Here is a 22611-nt window from a genome sequence, read left to right as displayed (position 1 = left end):
CGGCTTTATTTTTGCTCGCTTTTGCCCGATTCCCGCGGTTTTTCTATCTTGCCTCAAAATTTTTTGCATGGATTTATTGACCGTTTCGATTCTCGCTCTGGGACTTTCCATGGACTCTTTTGCTGTTTCCATTAGTTGTGGTCTGGCCGAGCGAAAAATCTCCTTTCAACATGCAGTCAAAATCGCGTTGTCGTTAGCTTTTTTCCAGGGATTGCTCCCATTGCTGGGATGGTTTGTGGGTTCCGAAATCAAAGATTTTGTGGAACATATCGATCACTGGATTGCCTTTGCACTACTGTCCTACCTGGGTGGAAAAATGATTTTCGAAAGTCTCGATAAAGAAAATACGGAAGGAATGGCCAACGTGTACTCATGGGGCAACATTCTCACCCTTTCGGTTGCCACCAGCATCGATGCGCTGATTGTGGGCTTTTCATATGCGTTAGCTTCTCCCGGAGACCTCTTTGAGGGAGCCATCATCATCGGCGGCGTCACCTTCTTTTTCTCCATGTTGGGTATCCGGATTGGGAAGGATGTCGGCAATCGATTCGGTAAACGCATGGAACTTCTTGGAGGAATTGTTCTGCTCGCCATCGGATTTAAAATCCTGCTGGAGCACCTCTTTTCGTAATCGCCTTACGGCGGAAGTATCTATCTCCGGCGCGGCTTCTTTTTTCCACGCAAGTGTTTACTCTTCGAATTGAAATCGAAATTATTCTTCCTGCCCCGCTTTTTCTTTTCATGAAAAGCCCCTTTGTAATTGGGGTCATTAACCCGCTTCACCCGGTCAATTTCGCGTGCCTGTTCCTGCAACTCCCGCCTGGTCGATTCCACCAGCTCCACTTCTTCCGGAACACTTTTCTCCGGAATCTCCATCCGGATAAGCTTTTCAATGCGTTCCAGGTGATAAATCTCGGCCGGATTCACCAACGAAATGGCCTCACCTTCGTAACTGGCGCGGGCTGTTCGTCCAATCCGGTGAACGTAATCTTCATCGTTGGGCGGCAAATCAAAGTTAATCACGTGGCTGATGCGTGACACGTCAATTCCCCGCGCCGAAACGTCCGTTGAAATCAGTACCCGGACTTCACCTTTCTTAAATGCATTAATCGCGTTGATGCGTGTGACCTGTCCTTTGTTCGAATGCAGAATACGCACCTCACCTTCCGTCTTCCGCTTGATGACTTTGTAAACTCCTTCGGCATTCTCTTTCGTACGGCAGAAAATGAGTACGCGGTTGAATTTCTCTTCATCCCGCAACAGGTAATGAATCAGGTTAAGTTTACTGCGGTAGTTGGGAACATTGTAAAAATACTGCTCCACCTTTTCGGCCGGTGTCGCCGACGGCGCTACTTCCACACGCACCGGGAAATCGAGGAATTCATCACTCATTTCCTCCACCTTTCCGGAAAAAGTCGCCGAAAAAAGCAAGTTTTGCCGCTTGGGCGGAATGACTTCGAACAATTGATGCAACTGATGAATAAAGCCCATGTCCAGCATTCGGTCAGCCTCATCAATCACCAGTGTTTTCACTTTCTTAAATGAAACCGCACCAGCCTTGTACAAATCCCACAATCGCCCGGGTGTCGCTACCAGGATATCGATTCCCGGTTCCACCAAAGCAGCATGTTTCGTCCAGCCCACACCGCCGTAAACAGCAGCATACCGGATATTGGAATAGCCCGTCAGTTCCTCGATATCTTCGCCAACCTGTAGCGACAATTCCCTCGTGGGAACCAAAACGATAGCGCGCGGATCGTTTCCTTCCGCCTTCACCAGCTTCATGAACAACGGAATCAGGTAGGCAGCCGTTTTTCCGGTTCCGGTTTGGGCAATCCCCAACACATCCTGCCCCGATTTGATGGCAGGAATGGCTTTCTCCTGAATCGGAGTCGGCTCCTCGAAGCCAATCTCATCCAACGCCTTCAAAATCGATTTTCCTACACCTAATTCCTGAAAAGTCTTCATTATACTGGTATTCGTTTGCCTGCAAAAATACACTTTCCCAACGAATTGCCTCAACACATTGCTTCTCCTTTATCAGGAAGAACCGATTTGATGATATTCTCTGCTGAATAAGGGCCAATCACCATCCGCGAAAGGTTCTCTTCACGAAAAGTAGAACCACCGCATTTCGCGATTCGTTCCCGCCACAATGCAACAAGTAACCGCATTTGGCGACGACGTCTTTTTTCCTTGCGGGAAGCTTCTGCCGATGGCAGATGGCTTTTGTCCGGACACCGGGAGCAAACTACATTTTGTAGTTCTTTCCCGACACAACGCGGGAGCAAACTACATTTTGTAGTTCGTTGCCGAAGCGATGCGAGGAGAAACTACAATCTGTATTTCCTTCCCAACACAACGCGGGAGTAAACTACATTTTGTAGTTCGTTCTCTTCACGATACAGGAAGTAACTACAATTTGTAGTTCGTTGCCGGAAGGATGCGAGAGAAAACTACATTTCGTATTTTCTTCCCGGCACAACGCGGGAGTACACTACATTTTGTAGTTCTACCGGAAAACCAGGTGCAACCTTAATCATCATCCAATTTACAACAGCTTAAATACCTTCCCGGGAAGTCCTTTCACCAGGCCGGCAAACTCGAGGTTGAGCAACAGCGGAGATACTTTGTTCATCGGCATACCACTTTTGATACAGAGGATATCGATGGCCAGCGGCCCCTCTTCCTCCAGAATGGTAATCACCACTTTTTCATCTTCCGATAAATCGGAAAACAGACGTGGCTGAACGGCATCGGGTCTGCCCTTTGCGGGCTCCCAGTTCATGATGTATTCCAAATCAGCTACCGACTCGATGAGCGCAGCCCGGTTCGATTTGATGAGAAAGTTACACCCTTCGGAAAACGCGTCACCTTTCCTGCCGGGAAAAGCAAACACATCACGGTTATAGGAATTGGCTATTTCGGCCGTCACCAAAGCACCCCCCTTGTGCGCCGACTCTACTACCAGCGTGGCGTCGGCCAGTCCGGCAATAATCCGGTTACGACGAATAAAATGCTTCCGGTCGATGGACGAACCACTCACAAAATCGGTCACCAATCCTCCCTGGTGGTTCACCATTTCGCGCGCTGTTCCGGCATGCAGCTGAGGATACAACTTGTCGAGACCATGAGCCAGTACACCAACAGTAGGCAACCCATTTTTCAATGCTCCCCGGTGCGCCCGGATATCGATGCCATACGCCAGACCACTTACGACCATCACCTGGTAATTGCGGTTACCCAAATCGCCCAGCAACTCATCCACCATCTGGTAGCCGTAATCCGTGGCACTGCGCGTTCCCACAACACTAATGATTTTCGTTGCATTCAAATCAGGCTCACCTTTCACATAGAGCATCACCGGTGCATCGCTACAGGCTTTTAACCGTTCGGGGTATTCCTTATCGAGATAAAAGAGCGGCCGGATTTGATTTTTTTCGATGAATTTCAACTCCTTTTCGGCCCGCTTCAACACATCGCTCTTCGCGATATTCCGGGCTAACACCGTACCGATTCCGGGAATTTCACGCAACTCCTTCTCGGAAGTGTGAAATACCTCCCGAATACCTCCGCCATAAGCCACGAGGTTCCGCGCTGTAACGCATCCCACAAGAGGAATAAGTGATATGCCAATTTGATATAGCCGGTCGTCAGTCATGGTTCTGAAAAATGATACCATAAGTTACTAAAATCGCCGGTAATTCTAATCTATCAACTCACAAACGACCGAAAGCGGAGAAAGCCCATTCGTGCACTAACAGGCAGTCATTCCGACGCTAACAGGCTAAACATAACATGATTAAAATCAATATAAATTAACAAAATCAAGCTCTTTATTGGCGAAAATGCCGTCAATCTACCACAAATTCCGTTAACTTTTCGCGCTGAATTAAGCTGTCTTAACAACAGACAGAGTTCTACGCGTTAATTCAGCTTACTTCCGAAACCAAAAAAATCAAAAGCATATGACCAAAGGAAAAAGTGTCGGAGAGCGCATCAGCAATATCCGGCAGCTGAAAGACATTTCGAGGGAAGAGCTGGCCGACCGGTGTCAATTTACACTTGAAGTTTTGACAAAAATTGAAGAGGATGCGGTCATTCCTTCCCTGGGACATCTCATCAAAATTTCCAGGGTACTGGGAGTTCGTTTGGGTACTTTCCTTGACGATGCAGATCAACTTGGACCGGTTATTTCCCGCAAGGGTGTTAATAAACCGAGTGCCAGTTTCTCCAATAAAAACAGTGAAGCAAGGGTTAATCTCGATTTTCATGCGTTGGCCAGCGACAAATCGGGCCGCCACATGGAGCCGCTTATTGTGCAAATCAAACCATCAGAGCGAAAAGACTATTTGCTTTCGTCGCACGAGGGCGAGGAATTTATCTATGTTCTTGAAGGTGAGATTGAAGTGACCTACGGAAAGGAAAACCACAAGCTGGCAGTTGGCGACAGCATTTATTACGATTCGGTTGTAGAGCATCACATCCACACCCACGCCGATGAGCCCGCCACCATTCTTGCCGTTGTTTATGCACCCTACTAAAAACGGCTTCTCATGGAATTACTTGATATTACATTAGGCGAGCAACTGGAACATTGGGCGAAAGAAACCCCCGACCAGGAATTCATGGTTTATCCCGATCGCAATTTGCGCTTCACCTACCGGGAATTCGACGAGCGGGTCAACAACCTGGCCAAAGGTCTCCAGTATATTGGGATGGGCCCCGGAGATAAGCTGGGAATCTGGGCCAACAACGTTCCCGATTGGATGACCTTCATGTTTGCAACCGCCAAGATTGGTGTTGTGCTGGTTACCATCAACACCAACTACAAACTGCACGAACTGGAGTACCTTATCAAAAACTCCGATCTGCAGACACTCTGCATCATCAACGGTTTCCGCGACAGCGACTACGTGAAAATGGTGTATGAACTGGTGCCGGAACTAAAGGAGAGTGAACGCGGCTACCTGGAAAGCGAGAAGTTTCCGTTTTTGAAAAATATCATCTTTATCGGGCCGGAAAAACACCGCGGGATGTACAATACCGCTGAACTGATTTTGCTCGGTAGCCAGCTGGATGATGACCTGCTGAATTCGACAAAGAAAATGGTGTCGCCGCACGACGTGGTAAATATGCAGTATACGTCGGGAACAACCGGCTTCCCCAAAGGAGTCATGCTATCGCACCACAACATTCTGAATAACGGTTACAGTACGGGTGAATGCATGAATTACACGCAGAACGATCGGTTATGCGTCTGTGTACCGCTGTTTCATTGTTTTGGCTGCGTACTGGCCGTATGCGCCATTATTTCGCACGGAGCGACGATGGTGATGGTTGAGAACTTCGACCCGCTCATGGTTTTGGCGTCGGTGCATAAAGAACGTTGTACGGCACTTTACGGCGTACCGACCATGTTCATTGCCGAACTCAATCACCCCATGTTCGACATGTTCGATCTTTCATCACTTCGTACCGGCATCATGGCCGGAGCACCTTGTCCCATCGATACGATGAATCAGGTGATGGAGAAGATGTACATGAAAGAAATCATCATCGTGTACGGACTGACCGAGTCATCGCCGGGGATGACCGCCACACGGACCACCGATCCGCCGGAAATCCGATCGACAACCGTTGGTAAAGAGTTTCCTTTTGTCGATGTAAAAGTTGTAAATCCAGAAACCGGTGAAGAGCTGAAACCGGGAGAGCAGGGAGAACTTTGTTGCAAAGGCTACAACGTCATGAAAGGTTACTACAAGAATCCGGAAGCAACTGCCAAAGCGATCGACAAGGACGGTTGGTTGCATTCGGGCGATTTGGGCGTGAAAGACGAGGAAGGCTATTTCCGGGTAACCGGAAGAATAAAGGATATGATTATTCGTGGTGGCGAAAATATCTATCCGCGCGAAATCGAAAACTTTCTATACGAGATGCCGGGAATTCAATCGGTTGAAATCGCCGGCGTTCCCAGTCCCAAATACGGCGAACAAATCGGAGCCTTTATCAAACTGAAAGAAAGCGCAACGTTAACAGCGGAAGATGTGCAAGATTATTGCCGTGGACAGATTGCCCGGTACAAAATACCGAAGTACATCTTTTTTGTGGATGAATATCCGATGACGGCCAGCGGAAAAATACAAAAATACAAGCTCAGTGAGCTGAGTATAGAACTATTGAAAGAGCAGGGCGTTGAGCCCGTATAAGAATACTCAGAAAAAAAGGCCTCCCGAATTCGGGAGGCCTTTTCATTTATTATAGCATAGCTTTTAAATCCATTTCAGGTAACGGAAATCCTGGCGGTGCGGAAGGTTCTCATTCTTCGGGTAGACCCGTAAACCGTAATTAAAGGTTCCCGACTGCTTCAGATTGAGATCCAACTGGTAATGTGTCATTCCGTTTTCCGTTTTCACGGGAGTAAACTCCTGTTTCTGTATAAACTCAACAGGTTCATCCGACGTAACCACAATCATTTCCACGCCAACTTCCTCAGGCGTCAATTCTTTCAAATCGAGCACCACTTTCGACGGATAATCCTGGCCCATTTTATAGGAATTCGTAATGCCGTCGGCCAACTGCACACTCACCAGCTCGATATCATTCCAAACATTGGAAATTTTCGATTTCCACTCCGCCATCTCGCGGGCATGCTTGTAATCTTCCGCAATGATATCCTTTGAGCGGTCGGCTTGCTTGATATAGAAACGGTCGAAATAGTCGCGCATCATCCGGCGTGTGGTAAAGTAAGGCGCCACTTCAGCAAATGTATTTTTGATGAAGTCGACCCAAAGAACCGGTACGCCTTTTTCGTTACGGTAGTAATAAGCCGGAATAATCTCGTTTTCCAGGGTACTGTAAATGCTTTCCGCATCCAGTTCATCCTGCAGATCCTGAATATCGAACGAGCGTTCTTCCGGAAGGGCCCATCCGGCGTCCTTCTTGTAACCTTCGACCCACCAGCCGTCAAGAACCGAGAAGTGCAAGGTACCGTTCATTACCCCTTTTTCGCCTGAGGTACCGGAAGCTTCCAGCGGGCGCGTCGGGGTGTTCATCCACACATCGCAACCCTGCACCATAATTTTGGCGAGGTTCATGTCGTAATTCTGAATGAACAAAATCTTCCCAATAAATTCCGGCCGCTTGGAGATCTCCATGATGTACCGGATCAAATCCTGTCCTTCTTTGTCGGCAGGGTGTGCTTTACCAGCGAAAATAAACTGCACCGGGCGTTCCGGGTTATTCACAATCTTATTCAGCCGGTCGAGATTCCGGAAAATAAGGTGCGCTCGCTTATAGGTGGCAAAACGCCGGGCAAAACCGATAGTCAGTGCATTTGGATTCAACTTCGACAATGCTTCGGCGATGAATTTCGGATTTTCGTTTCGCTGAATATGTATATCGGTGAAACGCTCCTTGATGTATTCAATCAACCGGGCACGCAGCTTCGATTTGGTGTTCCAAATAACACCATCTTCCACTTTGTAAATATTCTTCCAGGCACGGGCTTCCGAATCTTCATCATAATCGTGAATATCTTCCGGCAGCTCTTCTTTCAGAAATTTATCGTGAATCTTTCTCCATTCAGGCGCTGCCCATGTCGGATAGTGCACTCCGTTGGTTACATACCCAACATTTTCCAATTCTTCCGGAAGGAAACCTTTATAAAGCTCGACCAACAGTTCCTGACTCACTCTTCCGTGCAAACGACTTACACCGTTGATGCGTTCGGACATATTAGCCGCTAGAAAGCTCATGTTGAAATGGTCTTCGTGCATGTGCGATTTTCCCAACATCTGGAATTCTTCCCACGAAATTCCCAACCGATCGGTAAATTTTTCCATGTAGGCACGGAACAAATCGTCGTGGAAGGCGTCGTGTCCAGCCGGAACCGGTGTATGGGTCGTGAAGAGATTCGACGCGCGAACAGCTTCTTTGGCTTCAGCAAAAGTAAGATTGGTTTTCTGCTGCAGATTGCACATTCGCTCCAAACCGATGAAGGCAGCGTGACCTTCGTTGATATGATAAATCTCGGCCGAAATACCCATCTTTTCCAGTGCCCTGATACCACCCAAACCGAGTACCATTTCCTGTTTCAACCGATTTTCGTTATCGCCGCCATACAAATGGTGAGTAATGAACCGATCCTGCTCCTGGTTCGCTTCCATGTCGGTATCGAGAAGATACAACTTCACAGCTCCAACATGTACAACCCAGACCTGAGCCAACACGGTCCGGCCCGGCATCTCAATGGTAATTGTTACCCAGTTGCCGTTGTCGTCCATCACCGGTTGCACCGGAATATGGGTAAAATGCTCGGCATCGTAATGAGCCACCTGCTCACCGTTTCCCGAAATCGTTTGCTTGAAATAACCGAAACGGTACAACAAACCAACGGCTACCATATCGACTTTTGAGTCACTGGCTTCTTTCAGGTAATCGCCGGCTAGAATTCCCAATCCACCGGAATAAATCTTCAGGCTCGAATGCAAGCCATACTCCATACTAAAGTAGGCCACCTTGGGTCCCAACAACTCTTTCCGTTCTTTGAGATATTGGTGTAAACGGGCTTCTACTTCGCGCATGCGCAAAATAAAAGCTTCATCTGCTTCCAGTTCATCATAGCGCTCAAAGCTTGTTTCTTCCAAAAGCAATATCGGGTTGTGTGCTGTTTGCTCCCAAATTTCAGGATCGATCTCCTCAAAAAGCTTCCTCGCATCGTCATTCCAGCTCCACCACAAATTCTTTGCGATTTCGCGAAGAGGTTTCAGGCGCTCAGGAACATTTGACTCGACTATTATTTTTTTCCAGGTTGGCTCAGGGTTCTCAGGTAGTTTAACAAATCTCACTCCTTGTCTTTCCATGATTCGTATGCATTTAACTCTCCTTCTGCAAGAGTTCGGTTAATAATGGGTCAACTACTTTCACACGGCAATTTGCATGCAATTTAGCCAATACAAATTACCTGTACGTTAAATTACTAGAACATAGGTTTGAATAGTGAGTCTGGTCAAAAAGCAGGTCGAACTATTTGTCAATTACTCTTACTTTTCGTTTTACTCTTTGCTGTTGTCTTTTTTGTCGTTTTCTTCTTTTCCACCTTAGGTAAGGTAGCACCTTTAGCTTCTTTCAATTTCTTTTTCAGATTTCTCAATTCTTCTTCGGCTTTTGTCAGCCGGTCTTCCTTTTCGTCAATGACTTCTTTCAAAGCCGCAATTTCACGGTCGGTTTCCGATTCAGGAACCAATGCGTTCAGTCGAATCCTGAAGTCGCTCAGCACATTCATGTAGTTAATGAACGCTTCGTACGGACTGCTGTAGGGATTGAAGTACATATGCACCTCGCCATCGGAAAAGAACTTGGTACACATGTAGTACATATGGTCGCTAATTTGCAGGTAGTTCCAGTCTTTAATCATAACCGGATCGGTACACCGCAACATCCGGTCCTTCAAATCATATAATTTACCAAAAGCTTCTTCCTGCAACTCATTTCCAAGCCAGGCAGAAAGATCTCTCTCTTCGTCCGCCCAGGAAATCGGGTGCGGAACATGCACTGCCGAAATGGGCTGGTACTTATCAACTATTTCTGAAGGAGTATCAAAAGTAAATTCTCCACTATTTAATGCAACCTCCGGGAAATTCTTCAGGAAATCGAATATGCCTGAGTCTTTCGTCTGATGTTCGCCAAATGTTTCGTAATCCATGAACAGGTTGATCATCTCTTCATTCTTATCGAGCGCATTCATCCAGTTCACGAATTTCTCAGCGGTCAGTGGGTATTCATTCCAGCCTTTGTTCGAAAAGCGGAAAGAGATATCGTCACTGAGTTTGTAGTTCCGCATCAGCACCTTCAGCCGCGGATTAACAGCATTACAATAGAGGAAATTAGGACTTTTCCAGCCCAAAACGTGTTTTGCTCCTTCGGTGAGCATGGCTTTGAACCCCATTTTATACACCTTATCCCCGATATCATCGGAATAGATCATTTCGGTATTCCGGAAAACGGTTGGACGCTGACCGAAATAAGTTTCGATTTTATCATCGTGATCCTTCACCTGTCTCTCGAAAGACTCACCATCGAATAATGAAACAAGCGAGTGAGAGTAGGTTTCGGACAGAAATTCCACATAACCGGTATCAGCCAGCTCCTGAAACGAGTGCAAAACTTCGGGCGCATACAGTTCAAATTGCTCCAGCGCAATACCCGAAATTGAGAGGGCTATCTTAAATCTTCCTTTGTGCTTCTTCAGTTGCTCCAGCAACACTTTGTTAGCCGGCAAATAACAATTGTTTGCCACCTTTCTCAGAATGGTTTCATTGGCATAATCATCATAATAGTAATGGTCGTTACCAATATCAAAGAAGCGGTATTTCCGGTAACGAAATGGCTGATGAATCTGAAAATACAAACAAACGGATTTCATATGGCTAACTTTTTACGCGTTACTGTTACTGATTGGCTGTCCTAAAGCAGATAAATACACCTGGCGCACATGTGCTGCAGAGTGGCGCCACTGCAGGTGGTCTACTTCAATCCGGCCATGTTTCTTAAACATCTTAGGTAAAGCAGGATACTTTAATATCGAATAGATGGCATCGGCCATGGCGTTAATATCCCAAAAATCGACTTTAATGGCGTGTGTCAGAATTTCGGCTACTCCCGATTGCTTGGAGATGATCACCGGAACGTCGGACATCATCGCTTCGAGCGGGGAAATTCCAAATGGTTCGGATACCGAAGGCATCACATACACATCGCTGAGACGGAACATATCAAATACGTCATCTCCTTTTAAAAAGCCTGTAAAATGGAAGCGGTCGGTTATTCCCAACTGGGCCGAACGTTTTATCATCTTATTCATCATATCGCCGGAACCCGCCATCACAAAACGGACATTGTCCATCCGCCTCAAAACCTGGTGAGCTGCTTCAATGAAATATTCCGGCCCTTTCTGCATGGTAATTCGCCCAAGAAATGTCACAATCTTTTCATCCACCCCTTTGGTAATTCCCAATCTCGGTTTGCGTTCAACCGGCTCAACTGCGTTATAAACCGTCACAACTTTGGCCGGATCGATACCATACTTGTCGATAACAATATTCCGGGTCAGGTTACTCACGGTAATCACCTTATCGGCTGCTTCCATACCTTCCCGTTCGATGGCATAAACATTCGGATTGACACTTCCTCCCGAACGGTCGAAATCGGTAGCGTGCACATGCACAACCAACGGTTTTCCACTGGCTTTTTTGGCTGCTATGCCGGCAGGATATGCCAACCAATCATGCGCGTGAATCAGGTCGAATTCATTCTCCCGGGCAATCACGTCTGCCACGAGCGCATAACGGGCAATTTCCTGCAATAAGTCAGCACCGTATTTTCCTGTAAAAGATAATCTTCCTTCCGAGTCGGTCTGAATGAAACGCGATCGTGAACTAACTTTTTGCTGTGTCAGTTTATAAAACTCTTCGGGCCCGACATAAGGAATCAGGGATGAATCCACTTCAAAATAATCGACCTTTTTCTGCAAATCCTCAAACCTCACCTGCTTTCGTGTAATCGGCACGTCACTGGCACCAATAATATTATCCACAGCCGATCGATCTTCGTCACCGTAAGCTTTGGGAACAACAAAGAGAACATTCACATCATCATAATGGGCCAATCCCCTGGTGAGTCCGTAACTGGCAGTCCCGAGGCCACCACTGATATGGGGAGGAAATTCCCATCCAAACATTAATACTTTCATTCAGCTCTTCGATTTAAGGGGTTTTCTAACTGACATTACTCTTCATAGTTATCAAGAAACGAAATGGCCGACAATATGGAGCCCACATTCCATGCCTGGGAAACGGCGCCACGGGCCTCGTGGGGCGGGTTTCCGTCATACATTTCGGAAAGTGTGCCAATACAATGTTCTGTCATTTCTTCTTCAAAGGACTCCATAATGTTTTTCACAAACGACATTCCCCCCATCTTATGAATTCCTATATACGCCTTAACAAAAGGCCCGATAAAAAACGGATAAACAGTTCCCTGGTGCATCGCCAGTGACCGGGCACTCAAATCTCCGTCACATATTCCCAAATATTCCTGATTTTTCGGTGATAACGATCGCAACCCACTGGTGGTAAGCAACTCATTCTTCACGCGGCTGATAACGGCTTTTTTCTGCTCCCGCGACAAAGGAGAATATGAAAGCCAGGCAGCAAAAAGCATGTTGGGACGCACTGACCAATCTTTGTAATCACCATCGACATAATCGGCCAGGTATTCTTCTTCATCGCACCAGAATGTTTCCTGAAACGAGGCGGCGATTTTTTCCGATATATCTTTCCACTCCTCAATAAAAGCATGATCACCGGCAATTTCAGCCAACTCCAGAGCATAAGAAACCGCGTTGTACCAAAGTGCGTTGATTTCAACAGCCAAACCACCTCTCGGTGTAACCGGCTTTCCTTCCACGTATGCATCCATCCATGTCAGCGCAACATTCTCTGCTTTCGCATGAATCAAGCCGTTATCCTGCATGTGAATATTGAATCGTGTGCCTTTCCGGTAGTTGGCCAGTATCTTCTTCATGGTCGGACCATACTTTTCCCAAAGCTCTTTCTTCTCCACGTAATCATTCAATTCCTGCACACTGACGAAGAACAGCAACGGTGCATCAGCTGCGTCGTAATCACTTTCACCGGCACCAACATATTTTGGGAAAAGGCCGTCCTTTAACCGCTTGGTATGCGTTTTCAGAATCGACTCATACGTTTTCAGGTTTCCCTGGCGCAGTAAAATCCCGTTAATCGCCAGAAAAGTCTGCCGCGGAATCGACTCATACCATGGATAGCCGGCGATAATATCATCACCGTCATTGCGCATGCAAAGAAACTGCTGGGCAGAATTGAGCAACGAGTTGGAAAACGAATCGCGAGGCGTTCTCTTTTTCGTTTCGTTGGTAAACCGACGCTTAAATCCGCTCGGCTTTTCTTCGGCTGTCGACGCCGAGAAAACAATGGATTCTCCCTTTTTTATCGGGAGCTCAAAATATCCCGGCACAAAGAGGTCTTCCTGAAATTCGTAACCGCGTTTTTGTTCCTTCATGTATTCAATGTTGTAGTACCAATCCGGAAACGGAACAAAATCGACTTCTTTCGAGAACTGCATGTGCAGGAAGGGATACCCCTCGTATAAGCGCATTTTAATTCCATTCTCAACCGGAACAAAACGGGTATTCGCAAACATGTTGGCCTTACTCAGTGTGTGAACATTTCGAAAAGCCAGAAATGGTTTGAACCGGAGCTTTGTCGGACTATGAGCATCTTCCAGCGTGTATCGAATCAACAGCTGTTCCTCCTTTTCCACCAAAATCCGTTCGCGCGAAAGAATGACACCACCAACGCGATAAGTGAGCTTTGAAATTTTATTGAATTCAATATCACGAAGATATTTGTGTCCGCGGGGCTCGTAATGGTCGCCCGGAAACTTGTGTATTCCCAGGTTAAATTCTGCGTCATGCTGAATCACTGTTTCATCCAACGATGAAAGAAGTACATGTCTTCCTCCGTCGAGTTCATTCAACTGAGTAACGAGCAAACCATGATACTTACGGGTATTACATCCCGCAAGGGTAGAAGATGAATAACTTCCCGCACGGTTGGTGCGAAGAAATTCACGCTGCAGTGAATATTCCAGATTGACTAACTGCTGTTTATCAAATTTCAGATAGCTCATAGGTGCAGAATTAATTTTAATGCGCTTCAACGATTAATTTCCAAAAAATCGCAATAGGAATGAATTTAAAATACAGAAAAATTTAGGCAATTGGCACCTCTGTAAAAATTTATTCCTTCAGTTTTCGAAGAAAATACTCCAAAATATCTTGAATGTTAAGGAACGGGTATTGTTTCATCAATTTATCAGCCTGTGTTAACTGATTGTCAAGGAATAAGCGGTAGTCTTTCCCATGTTCATCGAAGGGCCGGTGTTCGGTCGCTCGTCGCAGTTTTTCTACTCTGTTCATGATGCTCAAACTATCTTTTGTTATTAGAACATCCGAAAAGCGCTCCCAGATATAATCGACAGCGGTGTCGCTCAGGTGAACCATGTCAGGGGCGTAAAACCGATAGTCCCGCAATTCGTCCATCACAATTTCATACGATGGGAAATAAGCTATTCGCCCCTTTTCAAACCGATTTAACAAGGTCTCGATTACTAGAAACAACACCGATTTACTGATTTGGTTTTCGTGAGCCCCATCTTTCCAGTGACGTATTGGACTCACGGTAAAAATAACCTGCAAACCAGGATTCATCTCCCACAACCGGATTAGCAAAGTCTCCCAGCGGGCAACCGTTTCATCAACATTTAAGCGGTATCTGCGAAATTGCTTTGCCGGCTGCTTGTGACAATTCGACACTACTTTTTGATCGTCTCGGTTTTCATACACCCAGGCTGTACCGAAAGTGATAAAAAGAAAACCAGCTTGCCGAAGTTGCTCTGCCCCAAATGTTACGCGTTTGTTAATTTCCTCAAGGCAGATTTTCTTATCCTGATGGGAAAAACGACTATGATGGTGATAGCTGTTCCATCGTCCGTTAGCAAAAAAGATATCTTTATCCTTAAATTTCTTTTCTTCCATCAGAAGCTCCAGGCTATTCCCCACCGAAACCGGATTGTATAAAATTCCGAATGGATTCACATCGACCGGAAAACAGCGGCTGGTGAGCTTCTCCCCAATGTTTTCGGCAAAGCATGATCCCATCAGCACGATTTTTTCACGGTAGTCGAGCTTCTTCTTGTATTCCGGTAAATCTATTTTCGTCCTGAATCGGCTCATATATTCTGTTCTATCCAGTGAAAAATAAACTCCAGCACCTCATCCTGTCCTTCAAAATCGTGCAGTTGGTGACGCGCGCCGTGCCATCCGCGGTAGGTAATCCGGTCGGCCGCATTATCGAATAGCTTCAAACCGGCATTGCTATCCATTATGGGATCATCCAGTCCCTGCATCAGCAAAACCGGTATATTCAACCGATAGGCATTTTCCAGCAACCATTCACCTTCGCGCTTGACTTCGCAAAACAGTCGGACAGAAATGCGGTTATGCAATAATTCATCTTTGCTACGCGAATCAGCTGATTCTTCATCTTCCGAGAAATCGCGTGAACGGAGTCCGGTTTTAAAGGTAAGACGGGGCGTCAGCCGATTGGCCAGACAAGCAGCTGCTGTCATAACAGCACCGGGTCTTTTCCGCAACGTTATCCATGGCGAAGTGATGATAGCCAGCTGTGGAACGGCAGCTCTGCGCAAACAGTAACTCAACGCCATGTTTCCACCCATGCTGTGACCGAAAAGGATAACCGGGATGCCCGGGAACAATTCGCGCGTTTTTCGCACCAACAACTCCACATCCTGCAAAAAATCGGTGTAATGGCGAAGAACGCCCCTTTTTCCGCCCGACCGTCCGTGTCCACGGTAATCGAATGCGACAGCAGCCAAATTCTTTTCGGGAAACTTACTCAGCCAATGATCATACCTGCGGCAATGATCGCCATGACCATGAACCAGTGCCAGCACTGCTTTCGGATAAACATCCGGCGTCCAACTAACCGCATAGTAGTCCAGTCCGTCGAACGATTCCCATTTGTATTCCGAAAACTTCATTGGCACAAGGGTTCATCTTTGATTAACTAAATGTGCAAAAAAGTTCGCAGGAGTAAAACTTAATTAATCTAAAAAATCGATATTGCGACGAAGACCTTTAAAACCGGCACGTTTTACCGCCGATTTTCGGAAGAGTTGATTGAAGTGTTCCCGGTCCAGCTCTTTCCACTCAGCACGTGACATTTCAAGCAGCTCAGGCTTAGGCTGGAATGCTTCGACATTATGAGGAGCAGGAGTCCTGTTCCACGGGCAAACATCCTGGCAGATGTCGCAGCCATACATTCGATCCTGCAGCTGCCCTTTAAAATTTTCGGGAATTTCTTCGCGGTTTTCAATTGTTAGGTAGGAGATACATTTCCGGGCGTCGATGGTATGCGGAGCCACAATGGCTTTGGTCGGGCAAGCATCGATACAGCGAGTGCAAGAGCCGCAGAAATCAGTGTCAGCCGGCTTATCATATGCCAGTTCCAAATCGATGATGAGTTCACCAATAAAAAAGAAGGAGCCATGCTTAGGCGAAATAAGATGGGAGTTCTTACCAATCCAGCCGAGTCCAGCCCGACGTGCCCACGCCCGATCGAGCACCGGTGCTGAATCGACAAACGGTCGTCCGGAACAAGGAGCAATCTCTTCCTGAATAAATCGCATCAGGCTTTTCAGTTTGTCTTTGATGACAAAGTGATAATCCGTTCCGTAAGCATATTTTGAAATTACCGGCGCATCTTCTGCCTTTTGCGTTTCGCCCGGATAATAATTAAGAATAACCGAAACCACAGAACGGGCGCCTTCCACCAATTTTCCCGGGTCGAGACGTTTCTCCACATTTCGCTCCATGTAGCCCATCTGCCCGTTCATACCTTTTTCAAGCCATTGCAACAAGCGAGGCTCCTCTTCATCGAGGTACTCGACGGCCGCTATGCCGCAATCGGTAAAACCGAGCCGTTTCGCCTCTTCCTTGATGCGTTCGCTGTATGTGGCTTTTTCAGTATCCATTCTTTTCCGGGTACGATATTTTCTGACAAAAAAACCACCACGAAATGTGATGGTTAAATATTTTACATGAAGCCGAGTTCGAGTCGCGCCTCTTCGGACATCATCGACTTATCCCACGGCGGATCAAAAGTGATCTCCACCTTGCAATCTTCAATGCCGTCCACCTTCTTCGTCATGTATTCCACATCCGAAACGATCATGTCGGCGGCGGGACAATTCGGAGCCGTTAGTGTCATTAGCACGTTGGCCGTATTGTGTTCATCCACGTCAACACTATAAACCATGCCTAAATCGTATACATTGACCGGAATTTCCGGGTCGTAAACCTCTTTCAGGCTGGCAATTATTTTGTCAATTCTTTCATCCATTTCTTAACCCTCCTGTTGTGAAAGTTTTTCGTAGGCCAGAGCATAAAGTTTCATCTGTTTCACCATGGCCAGTAATCCATTTGAACGTGTGGGAGACAAATGTTGTTTCAATCCGATATCATCAATAAAATGCAAATCGGCATCGATTATCTCCCTCGGTGAACGATTGGAAAGTACACGCAGCAACAAAGCCACCAGGCCTTTCACAATAATCGCATCACTTTCTGCTTCAAACAGAATTTTATCACCGTCCTTTTCGGGATGGAGCCACACGCGTGACTGACATCCCCGAATCAGGTTGTCATCAACCTTATATTTCGCATCAATAGGTTCCAGATCATTCCCGAGTTCAATCAGGTAGGCGTATTTGTCCATCCAATCTTCGAACACCGAAAACTCTTCAATGATTTCGTGTTGTATATCTTCAATAGTCATAACGAAAAACTGCTTTGAATCAAAATCAAGGGAACAAACTTACGATAAAATTCAAAACATTCCCTTGATACGAATCAGGGCCTTGTACAGCGCCTCAACCTCTTCTTCTGTATTATAAAATGCAAACGAAGCCCGCGTCATTCCAGGTACACCAAAATGATCCATGATCGGATCGGTACACATGCGCCCGGTACGGACCGCTATGCCCAGTTGATCAAGAAGCGTACCTAAATCGAACGAGTGAATCCCTTCAATCTCGAAAGAGATGACACCTACCTTATTTTCAGCCTCCCCGAAGAACCGAATGCCTTCGATTGACTTCAGTTTTTCTGTCGCCAGTTTCAACAATTCCTGTTCACGAACTGCCAGATTGTCAACTCCAAGCGCCTGAACGTACTCGATAGCCGTTCCCAATGCAATAGCTCCAATGTAGTTTGGCGTTCCCGGTTCGAATTTATAGGGTAATTCATTAAAAGTAGTACCGGAAAACTTCACTTCCGAAATCATCTCTCCACCGCCCATGAAAGGTGGCATTTGCTCCAGCCATTTCCGCTTTCCGTAAAGAACACCAATCCCGGTAGGACCGTAAATTTTGTGACCGGAGAAAACATAGAAATCGCAATCGAGCTTTTGTACATCCGGTGGATAATGGGCAATTCCCTGCGCTCCATCGAGCAACACCGGAATATTTCGCTTATGTGCAATCTCGACAATCTTCTCAACCGGATTGATCGTCCCCAGTGTATTTGACACATGGTTCATGGCAACCAACTTGGTGCGCTCGGTTAGCAGACCGTCCAGCTCTTCAATTTTCAGAACGCCTTTTTCGTCGAACGGCAATACTTTCAGCGTTGCTTTCTTCCGCTCGCAAAGCAATTGCCAGGGAACGATATTGGCGTGATGCTCCAATTCGGAAACCACAATCTCATCACCTTCCGAAACGAACGCTTCGCCAAAAGAATAAGCAACGAGGTTAACCGATTCCGTAGTTCCATGTGTGAAAATAATCTCGCCCCGATCGCCGGCATTAATATACTGCCGCACTGTTTCGCGCGCCCCTTCGAAAGCCTCGGTGGTTTCGTTGGCCATAAAATGAGCCCCGCGATGAATATTGGCATTGGTCTTCAAATAATATTCTTCCACCTTATCGAGAACCACCCGGGGTTTCTGCGTAGTAGCGGCGTTGTCGAGATAAGCCAGTGGCTTTCCGTGAACCTGCTGGTCAAGGATGGGAAAATCCTTTCTAATTTTCCGGAAATCGAGACTCATAATGTGAATAAAATTATTGAACCGGAAGTTAAGCTTTTAATGCTAACTCCCGGCTTGTGCTTTGTGCCTTCCGCGAAAGCGAAAAAGCAATATTTTTCTCGCTAAAACGAAACGAATCAGCTTTCACAATCCATCACGCAGGAGTGACATTTCGACACTTCTCCGCGCAGACGTTTATTCACCAGCTCATCAATTCGTTCACCCAGTTTTTCGACGCGAACTTCCTGCAGCACCTCGTGCGCAAAAGCATACATCAACATCAGGCGGGCTTCCCGTTCAGCAATACCACGTGATTTCAGGTAAAACAAAGCCTCTTCATCGATACGCCCGACGGTCGCTCCGTGCGAACATTTCACGTCGTCGTTATCGATTACCAACTGTGGCTTCGTGTTCATCTTAGCGGTACCTGTTAACAAAACATTGTTGTTTCGCTGGTAAGCCAATGTACCGTGCGCTCCCCGTCCCACATGAATTCGTCCTGTAAATCCACCGGTGGATTGATCATCCAAAACGTTTTTGAAAAGCTGGTTGCTCTGACAATCAGGATGCGCATGTTCCACGAAAGTGAAATTGTCGACATGCTGGTTTTTATCGGTCAATGCCAGACCAAACATGTTCGCTTCGGCATGCTCGCCATCGATAAGAACATTCAGGTTGTTACGGACGATTCCACCGTGCAGCGACAAGGTATTCGTCAACACATTGGAATTACGCTCCTGACGGATATATAAACCGGTCAGATTCACCGCTTTGTTATGCTGGTTTTGCAGATTGTAAAAATCGACAACCGCATTTTCACCAACGTGTGCCTCTGTCAGGTTATTCACCATGTAATCCTGCGGGTCAAGCGTATGATCGCAGAAAATCACTTTCACCTGACTGTTCTCTTCGGCAATTACCAGGTTACGCTGAGTTGCGTAAGTATTCTCTGTCCCTCTCATCAGGTCGATGATTTGGATAGGCTTTTCCACCACAACACTTCGCGGTACATAAATAAAAACACCGTCCTGGGCAAAAGCCGTATTCAATGCGGTCAACGGATCTTTTTCCGGATCCGCCATCTTGCCATAATATTTTTCAACCAACTCCGGATATTCGACCGCAGCTTTGCGAAGACTGGTCACCACAACACCTTTCGGGAGTTCTGTCAGCTGTTCGTTACCGGAATAATACCAGCCGTTGGTGAGCATCACCAAATTGGTATCCAGTTCCGGAACATCGCACTGGAAAAGCTCGTGCAGATTGACGTCGCTTTCCTCATAGGCAAACACCCGGCGGTGGTTCTCGTTGGCAAAAATCTTCGCGAGGTTGGTATACTTATAGTTTTCCGTTTTAAAATCGGGAATTCCCTGTTTCCGGAATGCCTCGATCGCCGGCTTGCGTGCAGCATTGAGAACACCGGCCGCGCCATCTTCCAGAAGGTGAACATTCGATTCAAAAAGGTTGGCGAGCCGCTGATTGATTTCTTGATTTCTTTTCGCCTCAGTCATATTTACGCTCCCACCTCTTTTTTAATCCAGTCGTAACCTTTCTCTTCCAGTTCCAGTGCCAGCTCTTTTCCGGCTGACTTCACAATACGACCGTTATACAAAACATGAACAAAATCGGGGACGATATAATCGAGCAGACGCTGATAGTGCGTTACCACGATGGTAGCATTATCAGGACGTTTCAGGGCATTTACACCTTGAGCCACAATACGAAGCGCGTCGATATCCAGTCCTGAGTCCGTTTCATCAAGGATTGCCAGTTTCGGTTCGAGCATAGCCATCTGGAAGATTTCGTTCTTCTTTTTCTCACCACCCGAGAAACCTTCGTTCACAGAACGGTTCGTCAGATGTGAATCGATTTCAACCAGCGCTTTCTTTTCCTTCATCAGTTTCAAAAAATCGCCAGCTTTCAGCTCGTCTTTTCCCTGGTATTTACGATGCTCATTCAAGGCGGTCTTCAGGAAATTGACCATGCTGACACCCGGAATTTCTACCGGATACTGGAAACTGAGGAACAAACCTTCTTTGGAACGGACATCTGCATCCATATCGAGCAGATCTTTTCCGAAGAATGTAACCTCTCCACCGGTTACCTCATAATTCTCATGACCGGCCAATACATTAGCCAATGTACTCTTTCCTGAACCGTTAGGTCCCATGATGGCATGAACCTCTCCGGGGTTTACCTCGAGGTTGATACCTTTCAATATCTCTTTTCCTTCGACTTTAGCGTGTAAGTCTTTTACAATTAACATATTTTCTGAACTTATCTTACGTATATATCCGATTAACCCACACTGCCTTCAAGGCTGATTTGCAACAGCTTTTGTGCTTCTACTGCAAACTCCATGGGCAATTTATTGATTACTTCACGTGCATAACCATTCACAATCATTCCAACTGCATCCTGTGTTGAAATTCCGCGTTGGTTACAATAGAAAATCTGGTCTTCACCAATTTTCGATGTAGTGGCCTCATGTTCCACTACCGATGAATTATTGGAAACTTCGATGTACGGGAAAGTATGAGCTCCACAGGTATCGCCGAGCAACAACGAGTCACACTGCGAGAAGTTCCGGGCATTTTCCGCTTTGGGAGCAACCCTTACCAAGCCACGGTAGGAGTTGTCACTCTTTCCGGCCGAAATACCTTTCGAGACAATCGTACTCTTGGTATTTTTACCAATGTGCACCATCTTGGTTCCGGTATCGGCCTGCTGGTAGTTATTGGTAACAGCCACTGAATTAAACTCGGCCACCGAATTATCGCCTAACAAAATGCAACTTGGGTACTTCCAAGTAATGGCTGAACCGGTTTCTACCTGGTTCCAGAAAATCTTAGACGATTCTCCTTTACACAATCCGCGTTTTGTCACAAAGTTGTAAATACCGCCTTTTCCGTTTTCATCACCGGGATACCAGTTTTGTACGGTCGAGTATTTCACTTCTGCACGATCGAGTGCAATGATTTCCACAACGGCCGCGTGCAACTGATTCTCGTCACGCATAGGAGCGGTACAACCTTCGAGATATGAAACGTAGCTGTCGTCATCAGCTACAATCAGCGTACGCTCGAACTGACCGGTATTGGCCGCGTTGATACGGAAATACGTGGAAAGCTCCATCGGGCAACGAACACCTTTCGGGATGTAAACAAACGAACCGTCGGAGAAAACGGCTGCATTCAGCGCAGCAAAGTAGTTGTCAGTCGACGGAACCGACATTCCCAAATATTTCTGAACCAAATCGGGATGCTCCTGAACAGCTTCACTGAACGAACTGAAGATGATCCCTTTTTCGGCAAGTGTTTCTTTAAAAGTGGTTTTCACCGACACGCTGTCCATCACCGCGTCCACTGCCACGCCGGCGAGCAACTTCTGCTCTTCCAGCGGAATACCCAGCTTTTCGAAAGTACTCAGCAATTCAGGGTCCACTTCGTCAAGACTCTGCAATTCCTTTTTCTTTTTCGGCGCCGAATAATAGATGATGTCCTGGTAATCGATTTCCGGAATTTTCAGGTAAGCCCAGTCCGGCATTTCCATTTCCAGCCATTTGCGATAAGCTTTCAAACGGAAATCAAGCATAAACTGAGGCTCTTTCTTTTTGGCCGAGATCCAACGAATCACATCTTCATTCAACCCTTTTCCCAGCGTATCGGAATCAATATCGGTCACAAAACCATACTGATATTCACTCTTTGTTACTTTATCAAGTAGTTTATTTTGGTCTTCCATAACTGCGAATATTTAATTAAAGCCGGCCCACCTCTTCACTATGCGCGTCTCACACCGTTAACACATTTAAATAGACCGCTTTTAAATTGTTGCAAAGATATAAAATGTGCGCTATTTTTGAAGCCTGATTCCTACTAAAAAAAACCTCGAGGTCTTTTAT

19 protein-coding genes are annotated in these 22611 nt (G+C 46.4%); 3 read left to right on the top strand and 16 right to left on the bottom strand.

Annotated features, from left to right (window positions below):
* The first annotated feature begins 67 nt into the window (after positions 1 to 67).
* The gene (locus tag AC060N_RS01525; RefSeq protein ID WP_463235053.1) at positions 68 to 631 is read left to right on the top strand and encodes a manganese efflux pump MntP; all 564 of its coding nucleotides are present in this window, start codon (positions 68 to 70) and stop codon (positions 629 to 631) included.
* A 20-nt stretch (positions 632 to 651) separates the two neighbouring features.
* Here AC060N_RS01525 and AC060N_RS01520 read toward each other — a convergent pair whose 3' ends face one another.
* From AC060N_RS01520 to dprA, 3 genes are all read right to left on the bottom strand, one after another.
* Positions 652 to 1968: a DEAD/DEAH box helicase gene (locus tag AC060N_RS01520; RefSeq protein ID WP_479525599.1), complete on the bottom strand. Its 1317-nt coding sequence runs from the start codon at positions 1966 to 1968 to the stop codon at positions 652 to 654.
* A gap of 50 nt (positions 1969 to 2018) precedes the next feature.
* Entirely contained in the window at positions 2019 to 2174 is a 156-nt protein-coding gene (locus tag AC060N_RS01515; protein WP_479525598.1) for a hypothetical protein, read from the bottom strand.
* Between the two features lie 377 nt (positions 2175 to 2551).
* On the bottom strand, positions 2552 to 3661 hold the full coding sequence (dprA, locus tag AC060N_RS01510) for a DNA-processing protein DprA (protein ID WP_479525597.1): 1110 nt from the start codon (positions 3659 to 3661) through the stop codon (positions 2552 to 2554).
* 307 nt (positions 3662 to 3968) lie between these two features.
* Between dprA and AC060N_RS01505 the strand changes: the two genes are divergently transcribed.
* Positions 3969 to 4544 carry a helix-turn-helix domain-containing protein gene (locus AC060N_RS01505; RefSeq protein ID WP_479525596.1) on the top strand — a complete coding sequence of 192 codons (576 nt, stop codon included), beginning with the start codon at positions 3969 to 3971 and terminating at the stop codon, positions 4542 to 4544.
* Positions 4545 to 4556: 12 nt separating this feature from the next.
* Entirely contained in the window at positions 4557 to 6209 is a 1653-nt protein-coding gene (locus AC060N_RS01500; RefSeq protein WP_479525595.1) for an AMP-binding protein, read from the top strand.
* A gap of 63 nt (positions 6210 to 6272) precedes the next feature.
* Here the strand turns inward: AC060N_RS01500 and glgP are convergent, their stop codons facing one another.
* The 13 genes from glgP to sufB all read right to left on the bottom strand — a co-directional run bounded on the left by glgP (position 6273) and on the right by sufB (position 22451).
* Positions 6273 to 8864, bottom strand: a complete 2592-nt coding sequence (gene glgP, locus AC060N_RS01495) for an alpha-glucan family phosphorylase (protein ID WP_479525594.1) — start codon at positions 8862 to 8864, stop codon at positions 6273 to 6275.
* Positions 8865 to 9034: 170 nt separating this feature from the next.
* Positions 9035 to 10426, bottom strand: a complete 1392-nt coding sequence (locus AC060N_RS01490; protein WP_106541273.1) for a polysaccharide deacetylase family protein — start codon at positions 10424 to 10426, stop codon at positions 9035 to 9037.
* A gap of 12 nt (positions 10427 to 10438) precedes the next feature.
* Positions 10439 to 11752 carry a glycosyltransferase gene (locus AC060N_RS01485; RefSeq protein WP_479525593.1) on the bottom strand — a complete coding sequence of 438 codons (1314 nt, stop codon included), beginning with the start codon at positions 11750 to 11752 and terminating at the stop codon, positions 10439 to 10441.
* A gap of 35 nt (positions 11753 to 11787) precedes the next feature.
* On the bottom strand, positions 11788 to 13731 hold the full coding sequence (locus tag AC060N_RS01480; RefSeq protein ID WP_479525592.1) for an amylo-alpha-1,6-glucosidase: 1944 nt from the start codon (positions 13729 to 13731) through the stop codon (positions 11788 to 11790).
* Positions 13732 to 13840: 109 nt separating this feature from the next.
* Entirely contained in the window at positions 13841 to 14836 is a 996-nt protein-coding gene (locus AC060N_RS01475; RefSeq protein WP_479525591.1) for a GSCFA domain-containing protein, read from the bottom strand.
* Positions 14833 to 15663 carry a lysophospholipase gene (locus AC060N_RS01470; RefSeq protein ID WP_479525590.1) on the bottom strand — a complete coding sequence of 277 codons (831 nt, stop codon included), beginning with the start codon at positions 15661 to 15663 and terminating at the stop codon, positions 14833 to 14835. Before AC060N_RS01470 ends, AC060N_RS01475 begins: the two co-directional genes overlap by 4 nt.
* Before the next feature lie 63 nt (positions 15664 to 15726).
* Positions 15727 to 16656, bottom strand: coding sequence for a tRNA epoxyqueuosine(34) reductase QueG (queG, locus tag AC060N_RS01465; protein ID WP_479525589.1), 930 nt, complete (start codon positions 16654 to 16656; stop codon positions 15727 to 15729).
* A gap of 62 nt (positions 16657 to 16718) precedes the next feature.
* The gene (locus tag AC060N_RS01460) at positions 16719 to 17024 is read right to left on the bottom strand and encodes an iron-sulfur cluster assembly protein (protein ID WP_479525588.1); all 306 of its coding nucleotides are present in this window, start codon (positions 17022 to 17024) and stop codon (positions 16719 to 16721) included.
* A gap of 3 nt (positions 17025 to 17027) precedes the next feature.
* Positions 17028 to 17459 (bottom strand): SufE family protein, encoded by a 432-nt coding sequence (locus AC060N_RS01455; RefSeq protein WP_479525587.1) that lies wholly within the window; start codon positions 17457 to 17459, stop codon positions 17028 to 17030.
* 51 nt (positions 17460 to 17510) lie between these two features.
* A complete protein-coding gene (locus AC060N_RS01450; protein WP_479525586.1) occupies positions 17511 to 18728 on the bottom strand; it encodes a cysteine desulfurase in 1218 nt (405 codons plus the stop codon).
* A gap of 116 nt (positions 18729 to 18844) precedes the next feature.
* On the bottom strand, positions 18845 to 20218 hold the full coding sequence (sufD, locus tag AC060N_RS01445; RefSeq protein WP_479525585.1) for a Fe-S cluster assembly protein SufD: 1374 nt from the start codon (positions 20216 to 20218) through the stop codon (positions 18845 to 18847).
* 2 nt (positions 20219 to 20220) lie between these two features.
* Entirely contained in the window at positions 20221 to 20973 is a 753-nt protein-coding gene (sufC, locus tag AC060N_RS01440; protein WP_479525584.1) for a Fe-S cluster assembly ATPase SufC, read from the bottom strand.
* Positions 20974 to 21005: 32 nt separating this feature from the next.
* On the bottom strand, positions 21006 to 22451 hold the full coding sequence (gene sufB, locus AC060N_RS01435; RefSeq protein ID WP_479525583.1) for a Fe-S cluster assembly protein SufB: 1446 nt from the start codon (positions 22449 to 22451) through the stop codon (positions 21006 to 21008).
* Positions 22452 to 22611: the final 160 nt, after the last annotated feature.

The organism is Prolixibacter sp. DSM 2831, from assembly GCF_056493735.1.
This window is presented reverse-complemented; position numbering and strand designations above follow the sequence as displayed.

What these genes read in the sequence shown, in the direction of transcription:
- AC060N_RS01525 (WP_463235053.1), top strand. Translation starts at nt 68, where the DNA reads ATGGATTTATTGACCGTTTCGATTCTCGCTCTGGGACTTTCCATGGAC.
- AC060N_RS01520 (WP_479525599.1), bottom strand. Translation starts at nt 1,968, where the DNA reads ATGAAGACTTTTCAGGAATTAGGTGTAGGAAAATCGATTTTGAAGGCG.
- AC060N_RS01515 (WP_479525598.1), bottom strand. Translation starts at nt 2,174, where the DNA reads ATGCGGTTACTTGTTGCATTGTGGCGGGAACGAATCGCGAAATGCGGT.
- dprA (WP_479525597.1), bottom strand. Translation starts at nt 3,661, where the DNA reads ATGACTGACGACCGGCTATATCAAATTGGCATATCACTTATTCCTCTT.
- AC060N_RS01505 (WP_479525596.1), top strand. Translation starts at nt 3,969, where the DNA reads ATGACCAAAGGAAAAAGTGTCGGAGAGCGCATCAGCAATATCCGGCAG.
- AC060N_RS01500 (WP_479525595.1), top strand. Translation starts at nt 4,557, where the DNA reads ATGGAATTACTTGATATTACATTAGGCGAGCAACTGGAACATTGGGCG.
- glgP (WP_479525594.1), bottom strand. Translation starts at nt 8,864, where the DNA reads ATGGAAAGACAAGGAGTGAGATTTGTTAAACTACCTGAGAACCCTGAG.
- AC060N_RS01490 (WP_106541273.1), bottom strand. Translation starts at nt 10,426, where the DNA reads ATGAAATCCGTTTGTTTGTATTTTCAGATTCATCAGCCATTTCGTTAC.
- AC060N_RS01485 (WP_479525593.1), bottom strand. Translation starts at nt 11,752, where the DNA reads ATGAAAGTATTAATGTTTGGATGGGAATTTCCTCCCCATATCAGTGGT.
- AC060N_RS01480 (WP_479525592.1), bottom strand. Translation starts at nt 13,731, where the DNA reads ATGAGCTATCTGAAATTTGATAAACAGCAGTTAGTCAATCTGGAATAT.
- AC060N_RS01475 (WP_479525591.1), bottom strand. Translation starts at nt 14,836, where the DNA reads ATGAGCCGATTCAGGACGAAAATAGATTTACCGGAATACAAGAAGAAG.
- AC060N_RS01470 (WP_479525590.1), bottom strand. Translation starts at nt 15,663, where the DNA reads ATGAAGTTTTCGGAATACAAATGGGAATCGTTCGACGGACTGGACTAC.
- queG (WP_479525589.1), bottom strand. Translation starts at nt 16,656, where the DNA reads ATGGATACTGAAAAAGCCACATACAGCGAACGCATCAAGGAAGAGGCG.
- AC060N_RS01460 (WP_479525588.1), bottom strand. Translation starts at nt 17,024, where the DNA reads ATGGATGAAAGAATTGACAAAATAATTGCCAGCCTGAAAGAGGTTTAC.
- AC060N_RS01455 (WP_479525587.1), bottom strand. Translation starts at nt 17,459, where the DNA reads ATGACTATTGAAGATATACAACACGAAATCATTGAAGAGTTTTCGGTG.
- AC060N_RS01450 (WP_479525586.1), bottom strand. Translation starts at nt 18,728, where the DNA reads ATGAGTCTCGATTTCCGGAAAATTAGAAAGGATTTTCCCATCCTTGAC.
- sufD (WP_479525585.1), bottom strand. Translation starts at nt 20,218, where the DNA reads ATGACTGAGGCGAAAAGAAATCAAGAAATCAATCAGCGGCTCGCCAAC.
- sufC (WP_479525584.1), bottom strand. Translation starts at nt 20,973, where the DNA reads ATGTTAATTGTAAAAGACTTACACGCTAAAGTCGAAGGAAAAGAGATA.
- sufB (WP_479525583.1), bottom strand. Translation starts at nt 22,451, where the DNA reads ATGGAAGACCAAAATAAACTACTTGATAAAGTAACAAAGAGTGAATAT.